The organism is Nostoc sp. (assembly GCF_036917375.1).
In the GTDB taxonomy this organism is placed as follows: Bacteria; Cyanobacteriota; Cyanobacteriia; order Cyanobacteriales; family Nostocaceae; genus Nostoc.
In genome coordinates this window covers 1-19,902 of sequence record NZ_JBALDN010000110.1, presented here as the reverse complement: position 1 = coordinate 19,902, position 19,902 = coordinate 1, and the positions used below count along the sequence as shown (strand labels likewise).

The window sequence follows — 19,902 nt, the reverse complement described above, 5'->3', positions numbered from 1 at the left end:
ACTTTATGAATCTTATTAATGACTGTAACTACACAACAGCTTGCAACCCAAGACGCCTTTGAAAAATTCATTTGGAATTGGCAGGGCTACAAAATTCAGTACACTGTCATGGGTACAGGACGCCCTTTGGTATTAGTTCACGGCTTCGGTGCTTCCATTGGACACTGGCGCAAAAATATCCCAGTTTTAGCTGATGCTGGCTACCAGGTATTTGCCATAGACCTTTTGGGTTTTGGTGGTTCCGATAAAGCGCCTATTGATTACAGTGTGGAAGTTTGGGTGGAACTGTTGAAAGATTTTTGCACAGCACACATCCAAGAACCAGCTGTATTTATTGGCAACTCTATCGGCGCACTTTTGAGCTTGATTGTACTGGTAGAACATCCAGAAATTGCTGCTGGTGGTATTTTAATTAACTCTGCGGGTGGGTTGAGTCATCGTCCCCACGAATTGAACCCGCCGCTACGGATGGTGATGGGAGCTTTTAATCGCTTTGTGCGATCGCCAATTACAGGTAATTTTGTCTATAATCGCATCCGCCAAAAAGCCCAAATTCGCCGCACCCTCTACCAAGTTTACCGGAACCGTGAAGCCGTCACCGATGAATTGGTCGATTTACTTTATACTCCCTCTTGCGACCCAGGAGCGCAACAAGTCTTTGCATCTATTCTTACAGCCCCTCCTGGCCCAAGCCCAGAGGAACTTTTGCCTAAAGTCGAACGTCCCTTATTAGTAATTTGGGGTGCTGACGATCCTTGGACACCAATTACCGGGGCCAAGATTTACGAAAAGGCGCGGGAGAATGGCCAAGAAATCAAAATTGTTCCCATTCCCAATGCCGGTCATTGTCCTCACGATGAGGTTCCAGATGTTGTCAATGCCCAGATTGTCGATTGGCTAGCGCAAAGGTAATAATTTCGCCTTTCTGCCGATATGTATTAGCCCAAGCAACGTAAAAATGAGGCTAACAATCTGGGTGAGTGGATCTTAATCTTTTAATTGCGCCTTGACATAATCAAACTCGTATGGTGTGTGAATAAATGGAGCTTGATGTGCGTAATGGAGATAAAAGGGTAATTCCCTTAAATCACCATCCAGATTTTTCAGAACTTGGCTATCAAGTCATCAGCGAACTAGGACGTAACCGAGAAGGGGGAAGGATTACTTATCTAGCTAATGTTTTCAAATCTAATCAGTTGGTGGTAATTAAAGAGTTTTGTTTTGCTCGTGCAGGTGCAGATTTATCAGGTGTGAAAGCATATCAGCGCGAAATTGAAATCTTGCAACAACTCAATCATCCCCGCATTCCTCGTTATCTAGATTCCTTTGAAATGCCGGGGGCTTTTTATCTGGTTCAGGAATATAAAGATGCTCCATCATTGGGATTAAAACGTAGCTTTCATCCTGAAGAAATTAAGCAAATGGCTCTGTCAATCTTAGAAATTTTGGTTTATCTGCAAAAGCAAGTTTCCCCAATTATTCATCGGGATATTAAACCAGAGAATATTTTGGTTGATGAAGAACTAAATGCTTACCTGGTTGATTTTGGTTTGGCTAGAATACAGGGTGCAAAAGTAGCTCTGAGCAGCTTTATAGCCGGAACTCCAGGTTTTATGCCACCAGAGGAGCAGTTTGGTCATTCTCTGACTGAGGCATCAGATTTATATAGTTTAGGAGCAACACTAATTTGCTTACTTACTAATACCCGTTCTGTTGAGATTGGCAAATTAATTGATGATAACTATCGCTTTAATTTCGAGCAATTAGTTCCTCAAATCAGTCCGCGTTTCCGGCGGTGGTTGATTAAAATGGTGGAACGTAACCGAAAACGCCGCTATGCTAATGCGGCTATTGCTTTAAAAGCACTTGAGACAATTGAGGTTGTTGGTAGTGCGACTGGGATAGATAATTTCATCAGTACAATCAAACCTAGAAAACGAGCTGCTTTGTTGGGACTAGCTACTGTTGTTACACTGGCTGCGGTTGCGGGAACTTTGATAAGTTATCAGCCTGGTAATACGGTTAGGCAATTGTTGGAAGCTAGAGAATGTCAAAGTTTTGATTTAAGCTCAGGTTGCCAATAAAAAATCGGAAATTAAGATTAATTAGGTTGCATCTGGCTAAGGATTACAGTGGTTTTCAATTGAATAGACTACACGCGTAGGGGCACAATATATTGTGCCCCTAAAATTATGTATATTCCACGCTTGTGAAAATTGCTGGAATTTGCATGAGTATCAAATACTCGTCAACGGAGTTCAGAGGTGGATTCATCCAGTTCAAATACTCGTCAACGGAGTTCAAAGGTGGATGAATCCAGTTCGGATACTCGTTAACGGAGATAAAAGGTGGATTCATCCAGTTCAAATACTCGCCAACGGAGATAAAAGGTGGATTCATCCAGTTCAAATACTCGTCAACGGAGATAAAAGGTGGATTCATCCAGTTCAAATACTCGTTAACGGAGATAAAAGGTGGATTTATCCAGTTCAAATACTCGCCAACGGAGATAAAAGGTGGATTTATCCAGTTCAAATACTCGTTAACGGAGATAAAAGGTGGATTCATCCAGTTCAAATACTCGTTAACGGTAATGCACTATCAGTAATTGTGTAGTTATCTGCTGTAGTAAACTACATCTAAGCCAGAAGCCTGCATTCAATAGTTGATAGCGCTGTGAAAAAAATCCTGATTGTGTCAGCTAATCCCACGACAACAGATAAACTTCGCTTGGACGAGGAAGTAAGGGAAATTCAGGAAGGGTTGCAACGCTCTCGCAGCCGAGATAAGTTTGAACTGATTACTAAATGGGCGGTGCGTCCTGACGATTTGCGGCGTGCGCTTTTAGATCATAATCCTCATATCATCCATTTTTCTGGACATGGTGGAGGAAATCAAGGTTTAGCCTTGGAAAATATTACGGGGGAAATGCAGCTGGTGAGTACAGAGTCACTGGCAAGGTTATTTAAGTTATTTAAAGACAAAGTTGAGTGTATATTGTTAAATGCTTGCTATAGCGAGGTGCAAGCTGAGGCTATTTACCAACACATTAATTGCGTAGTTGGGATGAATCGGGCAATTGGCGATCGCGCCGCAATTAAATTCGCGGTAGGCTTTTATGATGCACTGGGCGCTGATAGGTCTTATGAGGATGCCTACGAGTTTGGCTGTAGCGCTATTGATTTAGAAAGTATTCCAGAATCTTCCACCCCAGTGCTGAAAAGTCGGAACAATCTTCAAAATGCTATCTCTGCTAACGAAATTATTTCAGATACCGAGATAAAACCAGCAGTCTCCTTAGAAAATCCAGAAGGGCAGGTATCTCTAAAATCTGCATTCTATGTGGAGCGATCGCCTATTGAGGTAGACTGTTATGAAGCAATTCTCCAACCAGGGGCCTTAATTCGCATCAAAGCTCCCCGGCAGATGGGCAAAACTTCCCTTATGTCGCGGGTTCTTCATCATGCTAGTCAACATGGCTATCAGACTGCACCTGTCAATTTCCAGTCAGCCGATGCAGAATTTCTCGCTAATTTAGATCAATTTTTGCAGTGGTTCTGTGCCAGCATTACCTACGAACTGAATCTACCCGATAAGTTAGATGAGTATTGGAAGGGTGTTTTAGGTAGTAAGAATAAATGTACAAATTATTTTCAACGGTATTTATTACCTGCGATTAATAACCCCGTAGTTTTGGGTTTGGATGAAGTCGATGAAGTCTTCAAACATCCCAAGATTGCGGCTGATTTTTTTGGATTACTACGAGCTTGGCATGAGCGGTCAAAGAATGAAACAATTTGGAAAAATCTCCGGTTGGTGATTGTGCATTCTAAGGAAGTTTATATTCCGCTCAATATAAATCAGTCGCCTTTTAATGTGGGCTTACCCATTGAATTACCAGACCTAAATCAAATACAAGTACAAGACTTAGTACAGCGTCACGGACTCAATTGGCCTGACTCACAAATTGAAGAATTAATGACACTCGTGGGTGGTCATCCTTATTTAGTGCGGGTAGCGCTTTATGAAATTGCCCGTGGCAGGATGACGCTGGAAAATCTACAAAAAATCGCGGCAACCGAGGAAGGGCCTTACAGTGACCATCTGCGCCGCCATTGGCTGAACTTGCAAGAGGATGTAGAATTGCTAGCTGCGGTCAAACAAGCGATGATAGTAAATCACGCCGTGGATGTAGGCACAACTGAAGCATTTAAACTCCGCAGTATGGGGTTAGTTAAGTTTCAAGGTAATCAAGTAGTGCCACTGTGTGAATTGTACCGTCAATATTTTTGCGATCGCTTGGGAATTAAAAATTAAAAAAGTAGATTAGGAGTGCAATAAGACTTTTATTTGCAATTACCATTTAACAAAAAGGATTAACAATGGTTCAAGTTATTCAAGGAAGAGATGTAACCTTAGCCCAACTCATCGATAAATTTGGGCTACAACGTGCAGACAATGAACAGTTTTTTTTAGAGTGGCAGCAAGATTTACCTGAGTTGAGTGATTTAGAAAAGCAATCTCTCAACGAAGTCAAAGCAGAATATTTGCATTTATCCCGCTACCAAATTTTGGAACCTGTAGTCAAAATGGTGGTGCTATCTCCGATATTGCGTCTAGCAGGTTTTTATCAACCGCCTTTTTACATCGCGTCGGAAGAAGAGGTCAGAATTTCTTCTGAAGACGAAGGCACAATTATTAGAGGACGTATTGATATTTTGGTGTTTCATCCTCCATTTTGGGTTCTCGTTGTTGAGGCGAAACGAGCAGAATATTCTTTGGAGGTAGCAATTTCTCAAGCATTAGCTTATATGTTGGCTAATCCTGGTAATGATAAACCTACATTTGGTTTTGTAACCAATGGTCGAGAATTTCAATTTATTAAGTTGACGAAACAAGGTACACCAAAATATGCATTATCTTACACACTGTCGCTCAATCGTGGAGATGACCTAGATACTGTGGTAAAAGTGTTAAAACGTCTAGCTTATTTAGTCTGTAATTCGTAGTCTCCGTGCTAACATACCCTACCAAATTTGTATTTCATAATTTTTAATTTTTAATTTTTAATTTTTAATTTTTAATTTTTAATTGTTTATGACCCAGTACCAATATCAAGTCGGTGGTAGTCTGCCTCAAAATGCACCAACTTATGTTAGACGGCAAGCTGACCATGACCTCTATGAAGGCTTGAAAGCTGGGGATTTTTGTTATGTACTCAATTCCCGCCAGATGGGAAAATCTAGCTTGCGGGTGCAGGTAATGCAGCGTTTGCAAATTGAGGGATTTGCTTGTGCTGTTGTTGATATTACAGCTATTGGGACGGCAGATATTACGCCAGAACAGTGGTATGCCGGGGTGATTGATACTCTGGTGGGAAGTTTGAATATTTATACAACTTTTGATTTAGATACTTGGTGGACTGATAACGGGTTGCTGTCACCAGTACAGCGCTTGAGCAAGTTTATTGAAACAATTTTACTTCAAACAATTACTGAAAAGATTGTTATTTTTATTGATGAAATTGATAGCATTTTAAGTCTTTCATTCAACTTGGATGACTTTTTTGCCGTTATCCGCGATTGCTACAACCGACGAGCAGACCATCCTGAATATAATCGCCTTACCTTTGCTTTGATTGGAGTATCTACGCCTTCAGATTTGATTCAAGACAAATGCCGAACACCTTTTAATATTGGACAGGCAATTGATTTAACTGGCTTTCAACTCCCAGAGGCGCAACCCTTGGCACAGGGATTGGCAGAAGTGGGTGATTCTCAAGAGTTGATGCAAGTGGTGCTGGACTGGACAGGAGGACAGCCGTTTTTGACGCAAAAAGTTTGTAAGTTACTGGTGCAAGGGGGACTGGAGACTAAGAATTGGGGACTAGAGGATGCGGACTGGGTGGAAGACTTGGTACGCGAGGGGATTATTGAGAATTGGGAGACGCAAGATGAGCCGGAGCATTTGAAGACGATTCGAGACAGAATCATGCGGAGTGGGGAAAAGAGGACTGGGCGATTGTTGGGGTTGTATCAGCAGATTTTGCAGCAGGGAGAGATAGTAGCTGATGATAGTCCTGAACAAACGGAACTGCGGCTGACGGGTTTGGTGGTGAAGCGGGAGGGGAAGCTGCGAATTTATAACCGAATTTATGCAGAGGTGTTTAAGCAGGAATGGTGCGAAAAGATTTTAGCAAACTTGCGCCCCTACTCCGATACATTTAATGCCTGGGCTGAGTCGGAACGTCAAGATGAGTCGCGCTTGTTGCGGGGAAAGACTTTGCACGATGCTCAAGAATGGGCAGTCGGCAAAAGTTTAAGTGATTTGGACTATCAGTTTTTAGCTGCTAGCCAAGAGTTAGAAAAGCGTGATGTGCAGAAACGGCTGGAGGCAGAGGAACAGGCAAGGCAGTTATTAGCAGAGGCAAACCACAAAGCTAATCAACGGATTCGCATTGGTTCTGTGGTGTTAGGACTGACTGTGCTGGGGGCATTTGGGTCATTAATATTTGCTCAATATCAATTGGGAGAAGCAGGAACAGCAAAGGCAGAAAGAGATAATGCCCAAACCGAATTAAATCAGGCGAACAGAGAAACTAAAGCAACCAAGAAAGATAATCAGCGGATCTCGACAGACAATGCCAAAATATCACGTGTCAATCAAAAGATATCAGAACAGGCGGCACAGGCAAAACGGAATCTTACTAACGCAACTTCAAGTCTGAATGTTGCAAATAACAAAGTGAATCAGGCACAGCAAAACCTGAAACTAGCCCAAAACAAAGTGGCAGCAGCTAGCGCAAATGCTAGTCAAGCTGAAGTACGGGCAAACCAAGCAATTCAACAACGGCGAGAGGCAGTTAATGCCCGTAAAACTTCTGTGAAGGAACTAAAAAAGGCAGAAGCAGCCCGAAAAATTGCTTTAATAGCTACGCGATTGGAACAAGAGGGAGCAAATGCGTTGCGACTATTTGATTCAAGCGAAATAGATGGTCTGCTATTAGCAATGCAGACGGCAGGAACATTGAAAGCTTTGGTTAAGGATAAACAATCTTTAGCAGGCTATCCAGTCTACGGCCCTTTGTTTAGTTTACAGAGAATTTTATCTAATATTCGTGAACAAAATCGTCTTGAAGGGCATAGTGATTCGGTCAACAGCGTCGTCTTTAGTCCAGATGGCAAAACTTTAGCTTCCGCCAGTACTGACAACACCATCAAATTGTGGAATCTCGACACTGGCAAAAAAATTACCACCCTGAGTGGGCATAGCAATTGGGTCAACAGCGTCGTCTTTAGCCCGGATGGTAAAACTTTAGCTTCCGCCAGTACTGACAACACCATCAAATTGTGGAATCTCGACACGCGCAAAGAAATTACCACTCTGAGTGGGCATAGCAATTCGGTCTACAGCGTCGTCTTCAGCCCGGATGGCAAAACTTTAGCTTCTGCAAGTTTTGACAACACGATCAAATTGTGGAATCTAGACACTGGTAGAGAAATTACCACTCTGAGTGGACATAGTAATTCGGTTTACAGCGTAGTCTTCAGCCCGAATGGCAAAACTTTAGCTTCTGCAAGTTTTGACAACACCATCAAATTGTGGAGTCTCGACACGCGCAAAGAAATTACCACTCTGAGTGGGCATAGCGATTCGGTCTACAGCGTCGTCTTTAGCCCGGATGGCAAAACTTTAGCTTCCGCCAGTGGTGACAAGACGATCAAATTGTGGAGTCTCGACACGCGCAAAGAAATTACCACTCTAAGTGGGCATAGCGATTCGGTCAAGAGCGTCGTCTTCAGCCCGAATGGCAAAACTTTAGCTTCTGCAAGTTTTGACAACACGATCAAATTGTGGAATCTCGACACGCGCAAAGAAATTACCACTCTAAGTGGGCATAGCGATTCGGTCAAGAGCGTCGTCTTCAGCCCGAATGGCAAAACTTTAGCTTCCGCAAGTCGTGACAAGACGATCAAATTGTGGAGTCTCGACACGCGCAAAGAAATTACCACTCTAAGTGGGCATAGCGATTCGGTCAACAGCGTCGTCTTCAGCCCGAATGGCAAAACTTTAGCTTCCGCAAGTCGTGACAAGACGATCAAATTGTGGAATCTCGACACAGGCAAAGAAATTACCATTCTGAGTGGACATAGCAATTGGGTCAACAGTGTCATCTTCAGCCCGGATGGCAAAACTTTAGCTTCCGCCAGTGCTTATAACACCATCACATTGTGGAATCTCGACACGCGCAAAGAAATTACCACTCTGAGTGGGCATAAGGATTCAGTCAACAGTGTTGTCTTCAGTCCGGATGGCAAAACTTTAGCTTCCGCAAGTTTTGATAACACCATCAAATTGTGGAATCTCGACACGCGCAAAGAAATTACCACTCTGAGTGGGCATAGCGATTCGGTCAAGAGCGTCGTCTTTAGCCCGGATGGTAAAACTTTAGCTTCTGCCAGTGGTGACAACACCATCAAATTGTGGAATCTCGACACGCGCAAAGAAATTACCACTCTGAGTGGGCATAGCGATTCGGTCAAGAGCGTCGTCTTCAGCCCGGATGGTAAAACTTTAGCTTCTGCCAGTGGTGACAACACCATCAAATTGTGGAATCTCAACACGCGTAAAGAAATTACTACTCTGAGTGGGCATAGCAATTGGGTCAACAGCGTGGTTTTCAGCCCGGATGGCAAAACTTTAGCTTCCGCCAGTCGTGACAAAACCATCAAATTGTGGAATCTCGACACAGGCAAAGAAATTACAACTCTGAGTGGGCATAAGGATTCAGTCAACAGCGTGGTTTTCAGCCCGGATGGCAAAACTTTAGCTTCCGCCAGTGCTGACAAGACAATCAAATTGTGGAATCTGAATCTTGATGATTTATTAGCACAGGGTTGCAGTTGGCTTAAGAGTTATTTGATTAGCCATCCTGATGCGGTTAAGGTGTGTCCAAGGCAGTAGGAGATAAGGAGGATGAGGGAGTTAATATTCAAAAATAGCTATCGCTCGGTAAAAAAGAAATGCGATCGCAGTTCTTAACTCGGTGTTTCAAGTTCCGAACACCAATGACCGAGCAAAAAGGTCAAACTTCCGAGTTCCGAACACAAACGGCCGAGTAAAAAGGTCGAAGTTCCGAGTTCCGAACACAAACGGCCGAGTAAAAAGGTCGAAGTTCCGAGTTCTGAACACCAATGACCGAGCAAAAAGGTTGAAGTTCCGAGTTCTGAACACAAATAACCGAGCAAAAAGGTTGAAGTTCCGAGTTAAACCTCAGGTTCGACTCCCAGCGCTTTTAACTGGGCTGCTAATTTCTCTGCACGCTGGCGTTCTTTTGCTGCTAACTCCAAACCCCACAGTAATAATTCGCCGTTGTCATCCCACCAACGTAACCAATAACCTGTGCGGTTTTCTCGGCTTCCTTGCCATACGCCTAAAAACAAATTCATTTCGGCAATCCAGTGACGATTATTTGCATCTGGTGTTTGCAGTTCATAATTTCCTAAATCATCTCGCCGATAAACTTCTAACACTCCGCTATCTGGTTCAAAAATGGCATAGTTTGGCACTTTTAAAATCTGCTCATAATAAAACCATTTACCTGGGGGATAGGTCGGTTTACTCGAATACTCTCCACCTTCGGTATCTGAGAGAAATTCCATCACAATTACCGGAATATCACCTTGAAGTCGTGGCGTATAACTGCGCTTCACTTCTTCTCGTGAGACTCGAATAGATGATACATAACCCCAATCTGGTGCTTTGACGACAAATCGATTATTTAAGGTGGCACAAATACCGTAATTAGTGATGGTTAAAGCATCGGTGAGTAATCTGCCAGCAAGTTCTAAGCTTTCTGTTAAAGCAGCAGCCAAGAGTGGCTGATTAATGTTACCCACTGGCTCGTTGTCTAAAACAAAATCATCAGGTAACTTTTCCCAGGTGACATCATGAGTGGCTGCATTGGCTAGCATGATCGGAATATCTCAAGTACAAATTCAATTTCTAATGACCCGATTAAAAAATTGCACACGGCGTTAATCCTGAGCAAGGGTTCGCACTTCTTCCACTGACAATCCCAAAGCTTGGGCAATCTGTTCGATGCTCAAATTCATTTGCAATAATCGGGGTATGGCATCTCTTCTGGCTTGTTCTGCAAGTTCCGCCCGTTGTCGTTCTTGTTCAGCCCGTTGCCTTTCTTGCTCGGCGTTGCGAGAAATTTCTGTATAAGTTAAAAACCGTTCTCCATCAGGGCGATATAACTGTAAGCCCTCTGTTGATAAAGCAAACCGAATTTTTAAACGGGGACTCACCCAATCTTCCATTTGGGGGATGACATCTAAACCGTCTTCGCTACGCAACCATCCACGCAAATTATTGCGATCGGGATCGTAAATGTAATACTCTTCCACGCCATAGCGATCGTAGAAAAGTAATTTCTTGTCCATTTCAGTTTGGGTGTTGCTCGGAGAAAGAATTTCAAACACCACTTGCGGTGCAATTCCCTCCTCTTTCCATTGTTGGTAGCATAAGCGATCGCCTTTTGGTCTGCCCAATACCACCATCACATCTGGGGCGTTAACGATTTTGTTACGTCCCTCTACGGGATACCAAAATAAATCTCCAGCGACAAATACATTTGGATCGTCGGCAAATAGCCAATCTAAATTCTGCTTAATTTCTACAATCCAGCCAAACTGTATGGTATTATTTGCCACTGGTTGTCCGTCACTATCTGGGTAGATGACCTCTGGCTGGGTCGGCGGTTGGATTTGCGATACCATAGCTTCGCCCTCAGAAGGATTTAAATCGGGATGCTTCCAAATTAGCAAACTCTTAAGGATATTTGTGCCATGAATCTGGAACGAGAACTAACTAAAACAGTACGATTGTTCTACTATAAACTAATTAAAGATAGTATTATTAAGGACTGTTTCATAAGAAACTCCTTCTTCGCCGCCCAATATGTCAGACCAACAGCTAGCAGCATCCTTGAATGGACATCTTCCGTACCCCAGCCACAACAGCCAGAATACCATTCGGATTCGGGGTGCTAGGCAGCATAATCTGAAAAATATTGACTTGGAATTGCCACGCGATCGCCTAATTGTATTCACTGGCGTTTCTGGTTCTGGTAAGTCTTCCTTAGCTTTTGATACCATTTTCGCTGAAGGGCAACGTCGCTATGTGGAATCCCTCAGCGCTTACGCAAGGCAATTTTTAGGACAACTGGATAAGCCGGATGTAGAAGCCATTGAAGGCTTAAGTCCAGCAATTTCCATTGACCAAAAGTCAACGTCTCATAACCCCCGTTCCACTGTCGGTACGGTGACGGAGATTTACGACTATTTGCGGCTATTATTTGGTCGGGCTGGCGAACCCCATTGTCCGATATGCGATCGCTGTATTGCCCCCCAGACAATCGATGAGATGTGCGATCGCATCATGGAATTACCAGATCGCACCCGCTTCCAAATCCTTGCACCCGTTGTCAGGGGGAAAAAAGGCACACACCGGAAGCTTTTGTCAAGTCTGGCTTCTCAAGGTTTTGTCCGCGTGCGGATCAATGGCGAGATCCGTGAACTATCAGATTCCATTGAATTGGATAAAAATTTTACCCACACCATCGAAGTGGTAATTGACCGCTTGGTGAAAAAAGCTGATATTCAGGAGCGTTTGGTTGATTCCCTGTCTACGTGTCTCAAGCAATCAGGTGGGATTGCAGCCATTCTGGTGAGTCTGCTTGGTGACGACGGACAAGAAAAAGAAGAAGAGTTAGTATTTTCGGAAAATTTTGCCTGTCCAGAACATGGCGCGGTAATGGAGGAACTATCACCGCGATTGTTTTCGTTTAACTCACCTTATGGTGCTTGTCCCCACTGTCACGGAATTGGGACTTTAAGAAGATTTGCGCCAGACTTGATAGTACCTGACTGGGAAGCGCCAGTTTACGCTGCGATCGCGCCTTGGTCAGAAAAAGATAATTCTTATTACTTGGAATTACTCTATAGCGTCGGGCAGATTTATGGGTTTGAATTACAGACAAATTGGAGCAAGCTGACAGAAGAACAGCAGCAAATTATTTTGTTTGGAGAGAAAGATGAACGAGCCGCAGAGGCGGGGAGGAAGCAGAGTTTTAAAGGTGCTATTCCAATTTTGCAACGGCAGTATGAAGGTGGTTCGGAATTAATTAAGCAAAAATTAGAGCAGTATTTAATCGATCAACCGTGTGAAGTTTGTCTGGGAAAACGGTTAAAACCGGAAGCCTTGGCGGTGAAGTTGGGACAATATGGAATTTTAGAATTGACTACCGTATCAATTCGGGATTGTCGGGAGAGAATTGAGCAATTTAAGTTGAGCGATCGCCAGTTACAAATTGCTGATTTAGTCCTGCGAGAAATCAAAGCTAGATTGCAATTTTTGTTGGATGTAGGTTTAGATTACCTCACCCTTGACCGTCCAGCCATGACCCTTTCCGGTGGCGAAGCCCAACGAATTCGTCTAGCAACGCAAATTGGTTCTGGATTAACGGGAGTTCTCTACGTTTTAGATGAACCGAGTATTGGTTTGCATCAACGAGATAATGGCAGGTTGCTCAAAACCTTAACGAAATTGCGCGATTTGGGTAATACATTAATTGTCGTTGAACACGATGAAGAAACAATTCGCGCAGCCAATCACATTGTTGATATTGGCCCTGGTGCAGGAATTCACGGCGGAAATATTATCGCCCAAGGTGATTTTCAGGCATTATTAGCAGCAGAAGATTCTTTGACAGGTGCATATTTATCAGGAAGGCGAGTAATTACCACACCAGCAGAACGCCGAGAAGGAAATGGGCGCAGTTTGGGAATTAAAAATGCCCATCGCAACAATTTAAGAAATATAGATGTAGACATTCCGCTAGGTAAACTCGTCTCCATCACTGGTGTGTCTGGTTCTGGCAAATCTACCCTGATTAACGAATTACTATACCCATCTCTGCAACATCATTTAACTAAGAAAGTTCCGTTACCGAGACATTTGGATAAAATTCAGGGATTGAATGCGATTGATAAAGCGATCGTTATCGATCAATCTCCCATTGGACGTACACCACGTTCCAACCCTGCAACTTACACAGGAATTTTCGATGCCGTTCGGGATGTATTTTCCCAAACAGTAGAAGCCAAGGCCAGGGGTTACAAACCTGGACAATTTTCCTTCAACGTTAAAGGTGGACGTTGCGAAGCTTGTAGCGGACAGGGTGTGAATGTGATTGAAATGAACTTTCTCCCTGATGTTTACGTGCAATGTGAAATTTGTAAAGGTGCGAGATACAACCGCGAAACGTTACAGGTGAAGTATAAAGATAAGTCAATTTCTGATGTACTGAGAATGACAGTTGAGGAAAGCTTAGACTTTTTCCAGAATATCCCCAAAGCGATCGCGCGTTTGCAAACTTTATTTGATGTCGGGTTGGGTTATGTCCAACTAGGACAACCTGCGACTACCTTATCTGGTGGGGAAGCGCAACGGGTAAAATTGGCAACAGAACTATCTCGACGCGCTACAGGTAAGACACTTTATTTAATAGATGAACCGACAACAGGGTTATCTTTTTACGATGTCCATAAATTATTAGATGTGTTGCAAAGATTGGTAGATAAAGGTAATTCAATTTTAGTAATTGAACACAACTTAGATGTAATTCGTTGTTCTGACTGGGTAATAGATTTGGGGCCAGAAGGTGGCGACAAAGGCGGAGAATTGATTGCTGTGGGTACACCGGAGGAAGTTGCAAAAAATCCCAGGTCTTATACTGGGCAATATTTGCAGCAGGTATTAAAACAATATCCGGCGGTGAAATCTTAGTCTTTTCCAAGTAGGTACATTAGATACAGGGCATATCTAGGTCAAAAAAGCGGAGAAGGTTGTAGCAAACGTATTATGAAACTTCCTAACCGTGAATGCGCTATCGTTGAAATAGATAAAATCGCGGGTTACTGTCTCAACCCCGAACATCCAGAAGGAAAACACAAAGCCCGTATATTTAAATCTGCACTAGGCTTAAATTTAGATGATGCAGAAGAATTACAAGCGATCCTTTTACAAGCAGTAGCAAATTATGATGCTATCCCTGGTAAAAAGAATCCATACGGTCAAAAATATATCATTGATTTTCCCCTGAATCGTTCAGATAAACAAGCAATTATTCAAAGCGTTTGGATAGTGCGTAATAATGAAGGCTTCCCCCGCCTAGTCACCTGTTATGTAATCTAAGAAATGAGGTAATACCAATGAAATTATTAGATGTGGTTGCCCTAACAGAAGACTTACCAGAATTGGGATTGCATCGCGGTCAAGTAGGAACGATTCTAGAAGAATATGAACCTGGAGTTTTTGAAGTAGAATTCAGTGACTTAACAGGAAAAGCTTATGCCGTAGAAACTTTAAATGCTAGCCAGTTAATGACTTTATATCATCAACCAATTGGTGGGAAAACATTATTAGTTTAACTGCCCTCCCTACGGTATTTTTGAGGTCAGTTCAACACCCACAAATAAACAAACTTAGAGCTGATTCGTAAAGTAAATATTAAATAGCCAATCGCCTAACCATGAGACGAAGCAAAGAACCATAAATCATGGCTTCACTTACCTCTGAATACACTTCATAATCTTTACTCAACCGCCGAAATCGATTCAGCCATCCAAATGTTCGCTCAACAATCCAGCGTTTGGGCAACTGTTCAAAGGTCTGTGAGGTTCGTTCAATTACTTCCACCCGCACCCGTTCACCACAGACTTGCTGAACTGCATTGGCAAAGTTTTTACCAGAGTACCCCTGGTCTACCCAAATAACTTCTAATTGGGACAACTTTTCCTTGCGAGTCTACAACTATATGGCGCTTACGCCCTTTAACCTTTTTGCCACCATCAAAACCGTAGACCTCCCCTTTTTTTCCGTTGTCTTCACCGACTGAGAGTCAGCGATCGCAACGGTGGAATGCTCATCTCTACCTAATTCCCTTCGTAGTTGTTGGCGCACCTGATCGTGCATTTGTTGCCAGATGCCTTTACGTTGCCATTTCTGAAAGTAGCCATACACAGTGGTGTAGGGTGGGAGGTCATGAGGTAACATTTCCCATTGGCATCCTGTACGTTGTACGTAAAAGATGGCATTGAGAATCTCACGAAAATCCACTTCTACAGGATGACCAAACCCTTTAGGCGCGGGTACAAGTGGTTTCAATACCTCCCACTCTGCATCACTCAGATCGCTGGCATAGGGTTTCCTTTGGGGATTGGCAATCTCAGGTAGACTACTCATATTTTCTACAACTATTCAACCTGATCTAGATTAAAATCTAGTCCAGCTCACTTAAAAGCTCTTTAGATTTTCTTTACGAATCACCTCTTACATCAACATGAAACAACTTTCCCAGCCTCAACTTATTTTTTAGTGACTTATAGTCGACAAAATCCCCAACTTGTTTGATAAGTTGAGGATCTGCGGTTTGCAATTCTTACAAATAAAATAGGATTGCTATAAATATTTCTCAATTTGTAGCTAAAGCTGGTTCTGCCAAAAAATATTTCAGATTTTCTTGCTGGGTAGCAAATTTCAAATATTGAGATGCCATTTCTGGTGTTAGCAATTCAATCATTAACCTGTTTTCCACCCAGAACTCAATCACATCAAAGAAAGAATCGCGGTTACAGCGCACTACACGCCAACCTTCACGCACACCAATTTTTTCAATTTCTTGCTGGCTAATGGGTACAGAGATTGCTGCATGAATATCTGTATACCTGGCAGTAATAGCAGTATGCACAAATACACATTGTTCATCACCTTCACCAGGTTCTATTTGAGAACCTAAAGGATAAAGTTCAATACCTGTACCGTATTCATCAAAAGGTAGAACCATATAACTTCCTGGATTAGGAGGAAAGGGAACAGCTTGCGCTTTTAAGATTTCCCCCAGAACTTTAGCAACATGACTAGGGTTTCTAACAGCAATTGAAATATGGTGAATCATAGAATAACCTCAGTTCGATATTTTGTAGATTAGAAAACAATCGGGTAGAACTAGGGGAGGCAGGGGAGAGAAAAAATTCTTAACCTCAGCGTATTGGGTTTTATGCAAATTGAATGCTCATTAGCTTACTGAGGTCGTCCATAATGAGCGCGGCCTTTACCATCGGCAGTCTCAAGTACTAAAACTTTCTGCCCATAATCATTCGTCTCAATCGACCATTGGTAAGTCTCAGGCTTTGCTGTATTGCGGCTGGAGTAGGTGCGCCCGCTATTGCAGATTTGCCCTTTAGATGTACTGTCGCTGGGTTGAAAAGTAAGGCGTTGAGCCTCAATCTTAACTTTGCCTTTTTCCTCTATGAAGAGGTTAGACGCACAGTTGTAGGTGTTGATTTGAATCAGTCTATTTCGCTTGTAGTTGCCATTAGATGTAAGTTGGAATTGGTCGCTAGAGCCGTTTGGGGCTGCTGACTGCCCTGTGTAACTGTCTTGGTATTGGATAGACGAGATTCGACCGTACCGCCACTCGCCCTGGAGTTCAGCAGGCACTCCAGTATCGTTACCCGCCTGACTCGCGCTTGGGTAAAAAACAAGGCTAGCGGTGAAACCCAAACTCAGGGCAGTAGCAGCGAAAAAACGGACAGTTTTCGGTATGGAATAGAATTGCCTGTTGGTTATTGAGTGCATAGCATTTTTGTAGAAATAGATTTATTTATCAACGAAAGCGATTTCCAAAGCGAACTCTGCGTGTTTCTATATCGCCTTTCCGAATAGGGGCACACAAATGTTCATCCAAATCCATCTAAACGAAAACTTCATGCAATAAACTGCAATCCATATTTGTTCAAAATAGGCTGTACTTTTTCCATATTTAGCGATGGACTATCTGCTACTTGACCCATTTCTTCATAAAACTTTTGCGCGCCCTTGGGTGAAATTAAAACCAGAAATTTCGCAGTAGCAGAACGAATCTTAAAGCCGTGTGGTGTATTGTGAGGAATGTTAATGAAAAAGCCTGGTGATGCCAAAATTGTTTCTGTACCAATTTGGATGTCTAGTTCACCTTCTAGAATATAAAACGCCTCTTCCCAAGGGTGAGTATGAAGTGGTGGACCATTTTCCTCTGTATCTGTAATTTCATAAATTGTCCAAGCTTGGTTAGTCTCTTCTCCGGTTACTTTTGTTGTGAACTGTGCACCAATAACTGAAAATTGATTACCTTCCCCTGATGCAAGAATAGTTGGTTTACGCATGGTTGCACTTTGCATACAAGTTACTCCTTGTTATGTAATTTAGTAAGTGATTTACAAACTTGATTTGATGTTTTTAACATTAGAAATTAATCGGGGAGAACTAGGGTAGATAAATGGGTAATTGCTATTTTCTTTGTAACTGATTATTAAGATATTGAACTAAGGTTAAAATCTCTAGAAACAATTAGTAGCCTATTGTGGCTAAAGTCGATATTTCCATGCCTAAAGAGTCACTCAACTTCCCCAAAGCAGACATACTGGTGATTGATGACACGCCAGAAAACCTGAATCTCCTATCTGCCATGTTGACGGAACAGGGATATAAAGTTAGAAGTGTAACTAAAGGTTCTACGGGTTTACGGGGAGCAAGTGCAGTTCCTCCCGACCTAATTTTGCTGGATGTGAATATGCCTGAGATGAATGGCTATGAAGTCTGCCAACATCTGAAGGCAAACGATCGCACCCGCGAAATTCCAGTAATTTTTATCAGCGCTTTGGGTGATGTACTAGATAAGGTAAAAGCTTTTACAGTTGGTGGGGTGGACTACATCACTAAGCCTTTCCAACTAGAAGAGGTCTTAGCACGAATTGAAAATCACTTGACCATTTGGAAACTGCAACGACAACTCCAAGCCCAAAATGAGCGGTTGCAGCAGGAAATTTCTGAACGCGCCAAAGCAGAAGAGAAGTTTGCTAAAGTTTTTCGCTCTAGTCCCAACCCAATCGCGATCGCCACAGTTTCCGAAGCTCGTTTTATTGATGTTAATCCCAGCTTCTTAAAGATGAGCGGCTATTGTCTAGAGGAAGTAATTGGAGATACTGCTACAGAACTTAATTTAGGTAAAAGTACAGTCGCGATCGCTCAAACAATTCAGCTTCTGCCGGAAACTGGGTCACTATACAATCTAGAATTTGAATTTTCTACTAAGTCTGGAGAACTCAAAACCATACTGATATCTCTCGAATTAATTGATCTAGGTGGAGTGCCATGTGCTTTATTGATTGCCAATGACATCACCGAACGCAAACGCCTAGAAAACGAATTTATCTCTTTAGTCAGCCATGAATTGCGTACACCTTTAACTTCCACAATGGGAGCATTAGATTTATTGAGTTCAGGACAACTGGGAACTCTAACTGAACAGGGACAAAAAGTCCTCAGTATTGCCACAACTAATACTGAACGCCTGATTCGTTTAGTGAACGATATTCTCGATTTAGAGCGGATGAAATCGGGCAAAATCTTCACACGCAAGGCGAAGTGCAATGCCGCAGACTTGCTAATTACGGCAACGGAAGCAATGCAAGCAATGGCAGATAAATTACAAGTTCGACTAATTATAAATCCCGTAGCAGTAGAACTTTGGGCAGATCCCGATCGCCTCCTGCAAACCCTCACCAATTTACTGAGCAACGCGATTAAGTTTTCTGAACCAGCTGGCACTGTGTGGATAAGCGCCACTCTCTCAGAATCCAGAGGCGTTGAGTCTAAAGAAAATCAGCCTTCATCATCCAACTTCCTTTTAATTACGATCCAAGATGAAGGGCGAGGAATTCCTGAAGATAAATTGCAAATAATCTTCGAGCGTTTTCAGCAGGTAGATGCATCTGACTCCCGCAACAAAGGAGGAACAGGTTTAGGACTTGCTATTTGCCGAGATATCATACAGCAACATAATGGTAAAATTTGGGTTCAGAGCATTTTAGGCAAAGGTAGTACCTTTTATGTACTGTTACCTTTAGCAGACTCTCAATAACAGCATTTAATTACCCAAATCTCCCCTACTTCTGCCCGATTGCATTCTAAAATAGCTGAAGACTAATCAAGCTAATCAGCATCACATATCATGCGAGAGTGACAATATGAGCAGAAATATTTTGATTGTTGATGATGAAGAAGATGTGCAGGCGATCGCAAAATTGGGATTAGAAATGGGTGCTGGTTGGAACGTATTAACTGCTTGTTCTGGTCGGGAAGCGTTAAATTTAGCTGCCAACTCTAAGCTTGATGTCATTTTACTAGATATGATGATGCCTGATATGGATGGGCGTGCCACTCTGCAACAATTGAAGGCTAATCCCATCACTAAGTCAATTCCAGTAATTTTACTAACTGCCAAAGTCCAGGAGTCTGATCAAAAGAGCTTTACTGGCTTAGATGTAGCTGCTGTCTTTGCCAAGCCTTTCCGTCCCTTAAAACTAGCAGCGCAAATCCGTGAAGCATTGGGCTGGAACTGATTTTTTGGGTGGTTACAGCAAATTTTGCTCTATATAATATAGTCACTGCTTTTCTTATTCGCATTGACACAGAAGTGGGCAAAAGTGGGTACAAAACGATTGGGCGTTGGATACCATCTGTCAGATTGAGCCGCAAAGAAATTGGTCTATAGATCAATACGGTTCAGTTAAGCAAATTTATCTGTTAAGGCAAGCAGGGGGAGCAGGGGAGGCAGGGGAGGCAGGGGGAGAGAAAAAAGCTTAACTGAACTGTATTGGTCTATAGATACTTTAGAAATAATTTAGGCTCTGGGAAAGCGATCGCCCCGACCAATATCCTCCACCAACCAGGTACGCAACAGAGGATCTAAAACTAGGCTTGGCGGCAAAACAGCAGAATAGCTCACAAATT

16 protein-coding genes and 2 pseudogenes are annotated in these 19,902 nt (G+C 42.7%); 10 read left to right on the top strand and 8 right to left on the bottom strand.

The features are described 5' to 3' along the window. The first annotated feature begins 18 nt into the window (after positions 1-18). Both V7K45_RS30320 and V7K45_RS30315 read left to right on the top strand, forming a co-directional pair. Positions 19-912: an alpha/beta fold hydrolase gene (locus tag V7K45_RS30320; protein WP_335009298.1), complete on the top strand. Its 894-nt coding sequence runs from the start codon at positions 19-21 to the stop codon at positions 910-912. Between the two features lie 128 nt (positions 913-1,040). Continuing rightward, the gene (locus tag V7K45_RS30315; RefSeq protein ID WP_335009295.1) at positions 1,041-2,084 is read left to right on the top strand and encodes a serine/threonine protein kinase; all 1,044 of its coding nucleotides are present in this window, start codon (positions 1,041-1,043) and stop codon (positions 2,082-2,084) included. Positions 2,085-2,190: 106 nt separating this feature from the next. Here V7K45_RS30315 and V7K45_RS30310 read toward each other — a convergent pair whose 3' ends face one another. Beyond that, positions 2,191-2,568 (bottom strand): hypothetical protein, encoded by a 378-nt coding sequence (locus tag V7K45_RS30310; RefSeq protein WP_335009293.1) that lies wholly within the window; start codon positions 2,566-2,568, stop codon positions 2,191-2,193. Between the two features lie 108 nt (positions 2,569-2,676). On the opposite strand from V7K45_RS30310, the gene V7K45_RS30305 reads away from it, so the two are divergent. The 3 genes from V7K45_RS30305 (at position 2,677) to V7K45_RS30295 (ending at position 8,964) form a co-directional block, all read left to right on the top strand. Next, positions 2,677-4,317 carry an AAA-like domain-containing protein gene (locus V7K45_RS30305; protein ID WP_335009291.1) on the top strand — a complete coding sequence of 547 codons (1,641 nt, stop codon included), beginning with the start codon at positions 2,677-2,679 and terminating at the stop codon, positions 4,315-4,317. A 65-nt stretch (positions 4,318-4,382) separates the two neighbouring features. Further along, the gene (locus tag V7K45_RS30300; RefSeq protein ID WP_335009289.1) at positions 4,383-5,009 is read left to right on the top strand and encodes a type I restriction endonuclease; all 627 of its coding nucleotides are present in this window, start codon (positions 4,383-4,385) and stop codon (positions 5,007-5,009) included. Positions 5,010-5,097: 88 nt separating this feature from the next. Then, entirely contained in the window at positions 5,098-8,964 is a 3,867-nt protein-coding gene (locus V7K45_RS30295; RefSeq protein WP_335009287.1) for an eIF2A-related protein, read from the top strand. Positions 8,965-9,266: 302 nt separating this feature from the next. Here V7K45_RS30295 and V7K45_RS30290 read toward each other — a convergent pair whose 3' ends face one another. Next, the gene (locus V7K45_RS30290) at positions 9,267-9,974 is read right to left on the bottom strand and encodes a Uma2 family endonuclease (protein WP_335009285.1); all 708 of its coding nucleotides are present in this window, start codon (positions 9,972-9,974) and stop codon (positions 9,267-9,269) included. Between the two features lie 63 nt (positions 9,975-10,037). Beyond that, positions 10,038-10,784, bottom strand: a complete 747-nt coding sequence (locus V7K45_RS30285; RefSeq protein ID WP_335009283.1) for a Uma2 family endonuclease — start codon at positions 10,782-10,784, stop codon at positions 10,038-10,040. 181 nt (positions 10,785-10,965) lie between these two features. Between V7K45_RS30285 and uvrA the strand changes: the two genes are divergently transcribed. From uvrA to V7K45_RS30270, 3 genes are all read left to right on the top strand, one after another. Next, a complete protein-coding gene (gene uvrA / locus V7K45_RS30280; RefSeq protein ID WP_335009281.1) occupies positions 10,966-13,854 on the top strand; it encodes an excinuclease ABC subunit UvrA in 2,889 nt (962 codons plus the stop codon). 75 nt (positions 13,855-13,929) lie between these two features. Beyond that, the gene (locus V7K45_RS30275) at positions 13,930-14,262 is read left to right on the top strand and encodes a DUF6883 domain-containing protein (RefSeq protein ID WP_335009279.1); all 333 of its coding nucleotides are present in this window, start codon (positions 13,930-13,932) and stop codon (positions 14,260-14,262) included. A 17-nt stretch (positions 14,263-14,279) separates the two neighbouring features. Continuing rightward, the gene (locus V7K45_RS30270; RefSeq protein WP_335009277.1) at positions 14,280-14,498 is read left to right on the top strand and encodes a DUF4926 domain-containing protein; all 219 of its coding nucleotides are present in this window, start codon (positions 14,280-14,282) and stop codon (positions 14,496-14,498) included. Between the two features lie 79 nt (positions 14,499-14,577). Here V7K45_RS30270 and V7K45_RS30265 read toward each other — a convergent pair. The 4 genes and pseudogenes from V7K45_RS30265 to V7K45_RS30250 form a co-directional block, all read right to left on the bottom strand. Continuing rightward, positions 14,578-15,312 (bottom strand): annotated as a pseudogene (locus V7K45_RS30265) (IS5 family transposase). A 229-nt stretch (positions 15,313-15,541) separates the two neighbouring features. Next, positions 15,542-16,024: a hypothetical protein gene (locus V7K45_RS30260; protein WP_335009275.1), complete on the bottom strand. Its 483-nt coding sequence runs from the start codon at positions 16,022-16,024 to the stop codon at positions 15,542-15,544. A 125-nt stretch (positions 16,025-16,149) separates the two neighbouring features. Then, complete coding sequence (locus tag V7K45_RS30255; RefSeq protein WP_335009273.1) at positions 16,150-16,707, bottom strand: hypothetical protein; 558 nt, start codon at positions 16,705-16,707, stop codon at positions 16,150-16,152. 128 nt (positions 16,708-16,835) lie between these two features. Next, entirely contained in the window at positions 16,836-17,288 is a 453-nt protein-coding gene (locus V7K45_RS30250; protein WP_335009271.1) for a cupin domain-containing protein, read from the bottom strand. Between the two features lie 182 nt (positions 17,289-17,470). Between V7K45_RS30250 and V7K45_RS30245 the strand changes: the two genes are divergently transcribed. Both V7K45_RS30245 and V7K45_RS30240 read left to right on the top strand, forming a co-directional pair. Next, positions 17,471-19,030, top strand: coding sequence for an ATP-binding response regulator (locus tag V7K45_RS30245; RefSeq protein WP_335009269.1), 1,560 nt, complete (start codon positions 17,471-17,473; stop codon positions 19,028-19,030). Positions 19,031-19,136: 106 nt separating this feature from the next. Next, the gene (locus V7K45_RS30240) at positions 19,137-19,511 is read left to right on the top strand and encodes a response regulator (RefSeq protein ID WP_335009267.1); all 375 of its coding nucleotides are present in this window, start codon (positions 19,137-19,139) and stop codon (positions 19,509-19,511) included. A 296-nt stretch (positions 19,512-19,807) separates the two neighbouring features. Here V7K45_RS30240 and V7K45_RS30235 read toward each other — a convergent pair. After that, positions 19,808-19,897: pseudogene (locus tag V7K45_RS30235) on the bottom strand (carboxylating nicotinate-nucleotide diphosphorylase); the annotation flags it as partial. Between the last annotated feature and the right edge of the window lie 5 nt (positions 19,898-19,902).

Bases quoted from the DNA above. Each gene is read 5' to 3' on its own strand.
- V7K45_RS30320 (WP_335009298.1), top strand. From the start codon at position 19: ATGACTGTAACTACACAACAGCTTGCAACCCAAGACGCCTTTGAAAAA.
- V7K45_RS30315 (WP_335009295.1), top strand. From the start codon at position 1,041: ATGGAGCTTGATGTGCGTAATGGAGATAAAAGGGTAATTCCCTTAAAT.
- V7K45_RS30310 (WP_335009293.1), bottom strand. From the start codon at position 2,568: ATGAATCCACCTTTTATCTCCGTTAACGAGTATTTGAACTGGATAAAT.
- V7K45_RS30300 (WP_335009289.1), top strand. From the start codon at position 4,383: ATGGTTCAAGTTATTCAAGGAAGAGATGTAACCTTAGCCCAACTCATC.
- V7K45_RS30295 (WP_335009287.1), top strand. From the start codon at position 5,098: ATGACCCAGTACCAATATCAAGTCGGTGGTAGTCTGCCTCAAAATGCA.
- V7K45_RS30290 (WP_335009285.1), bottom strand. From the start codon at position 9,974: ATGCTAGCCAATGCAGCCACTCATGATGTCACCTGGGAAAAGTTACCT.
- V7K45_RS30285 (WP_335009283.1), bottom strand. From the start codon at position 10,784: ATGGTATCGCAAATCCAACCGCCGACCCAGCCAGAGGTCATCTACCCA.
- uvrA (WP_335009281.1), top strand. From the start codon at position 10,966: ATGTCAGACCAACAGCTAGCAGCATCCTTGAATGGACATCTTCCGTAC.
- V7K45_RS30275 (WP_335009279.1), top strand. From the start codon at position 13,930: ATGAAACTTCCTAACCGTGAATGCGCTATCGTTGAAATAGATAAAATC.
- V7K45_RS30270 (WP_335009277.1), top strand. From the start codon at position 14,280: ATGAAATTATTAGATGTGGTTGCCCTAACAGAAGACTTACCAGAATTG.
- V7K45_RS30260 (WP_335009275.1), bottom strand. From the start codon at position 16,024: ATGATTCACCATATTTCAATTGCTGTTAGAAACCCTAGTCATGTTGCT.
- V7K45_RS30255 (WP_335009273.1), bottom strand. From the start codon at position 16,707: ATGCACTCAATAACCAACAGGCAATTCTATTCCATACCGAAAACTGTC.
- V7K45_RS30250 (WP_335009271.1), bottom strand. From the start codon at position 17,288: ATGCAAAGTGCAACCATGCGTAAACCAACTATTCTTGCATCAGGGGAA.
- V7K45_RS30240 (WP_335009267.1), top strand. From the start codon at position 19,137: ATGAGCAGAAATATTTTGATTGTTGATGATGAAGAAGATGTGCAGGCG.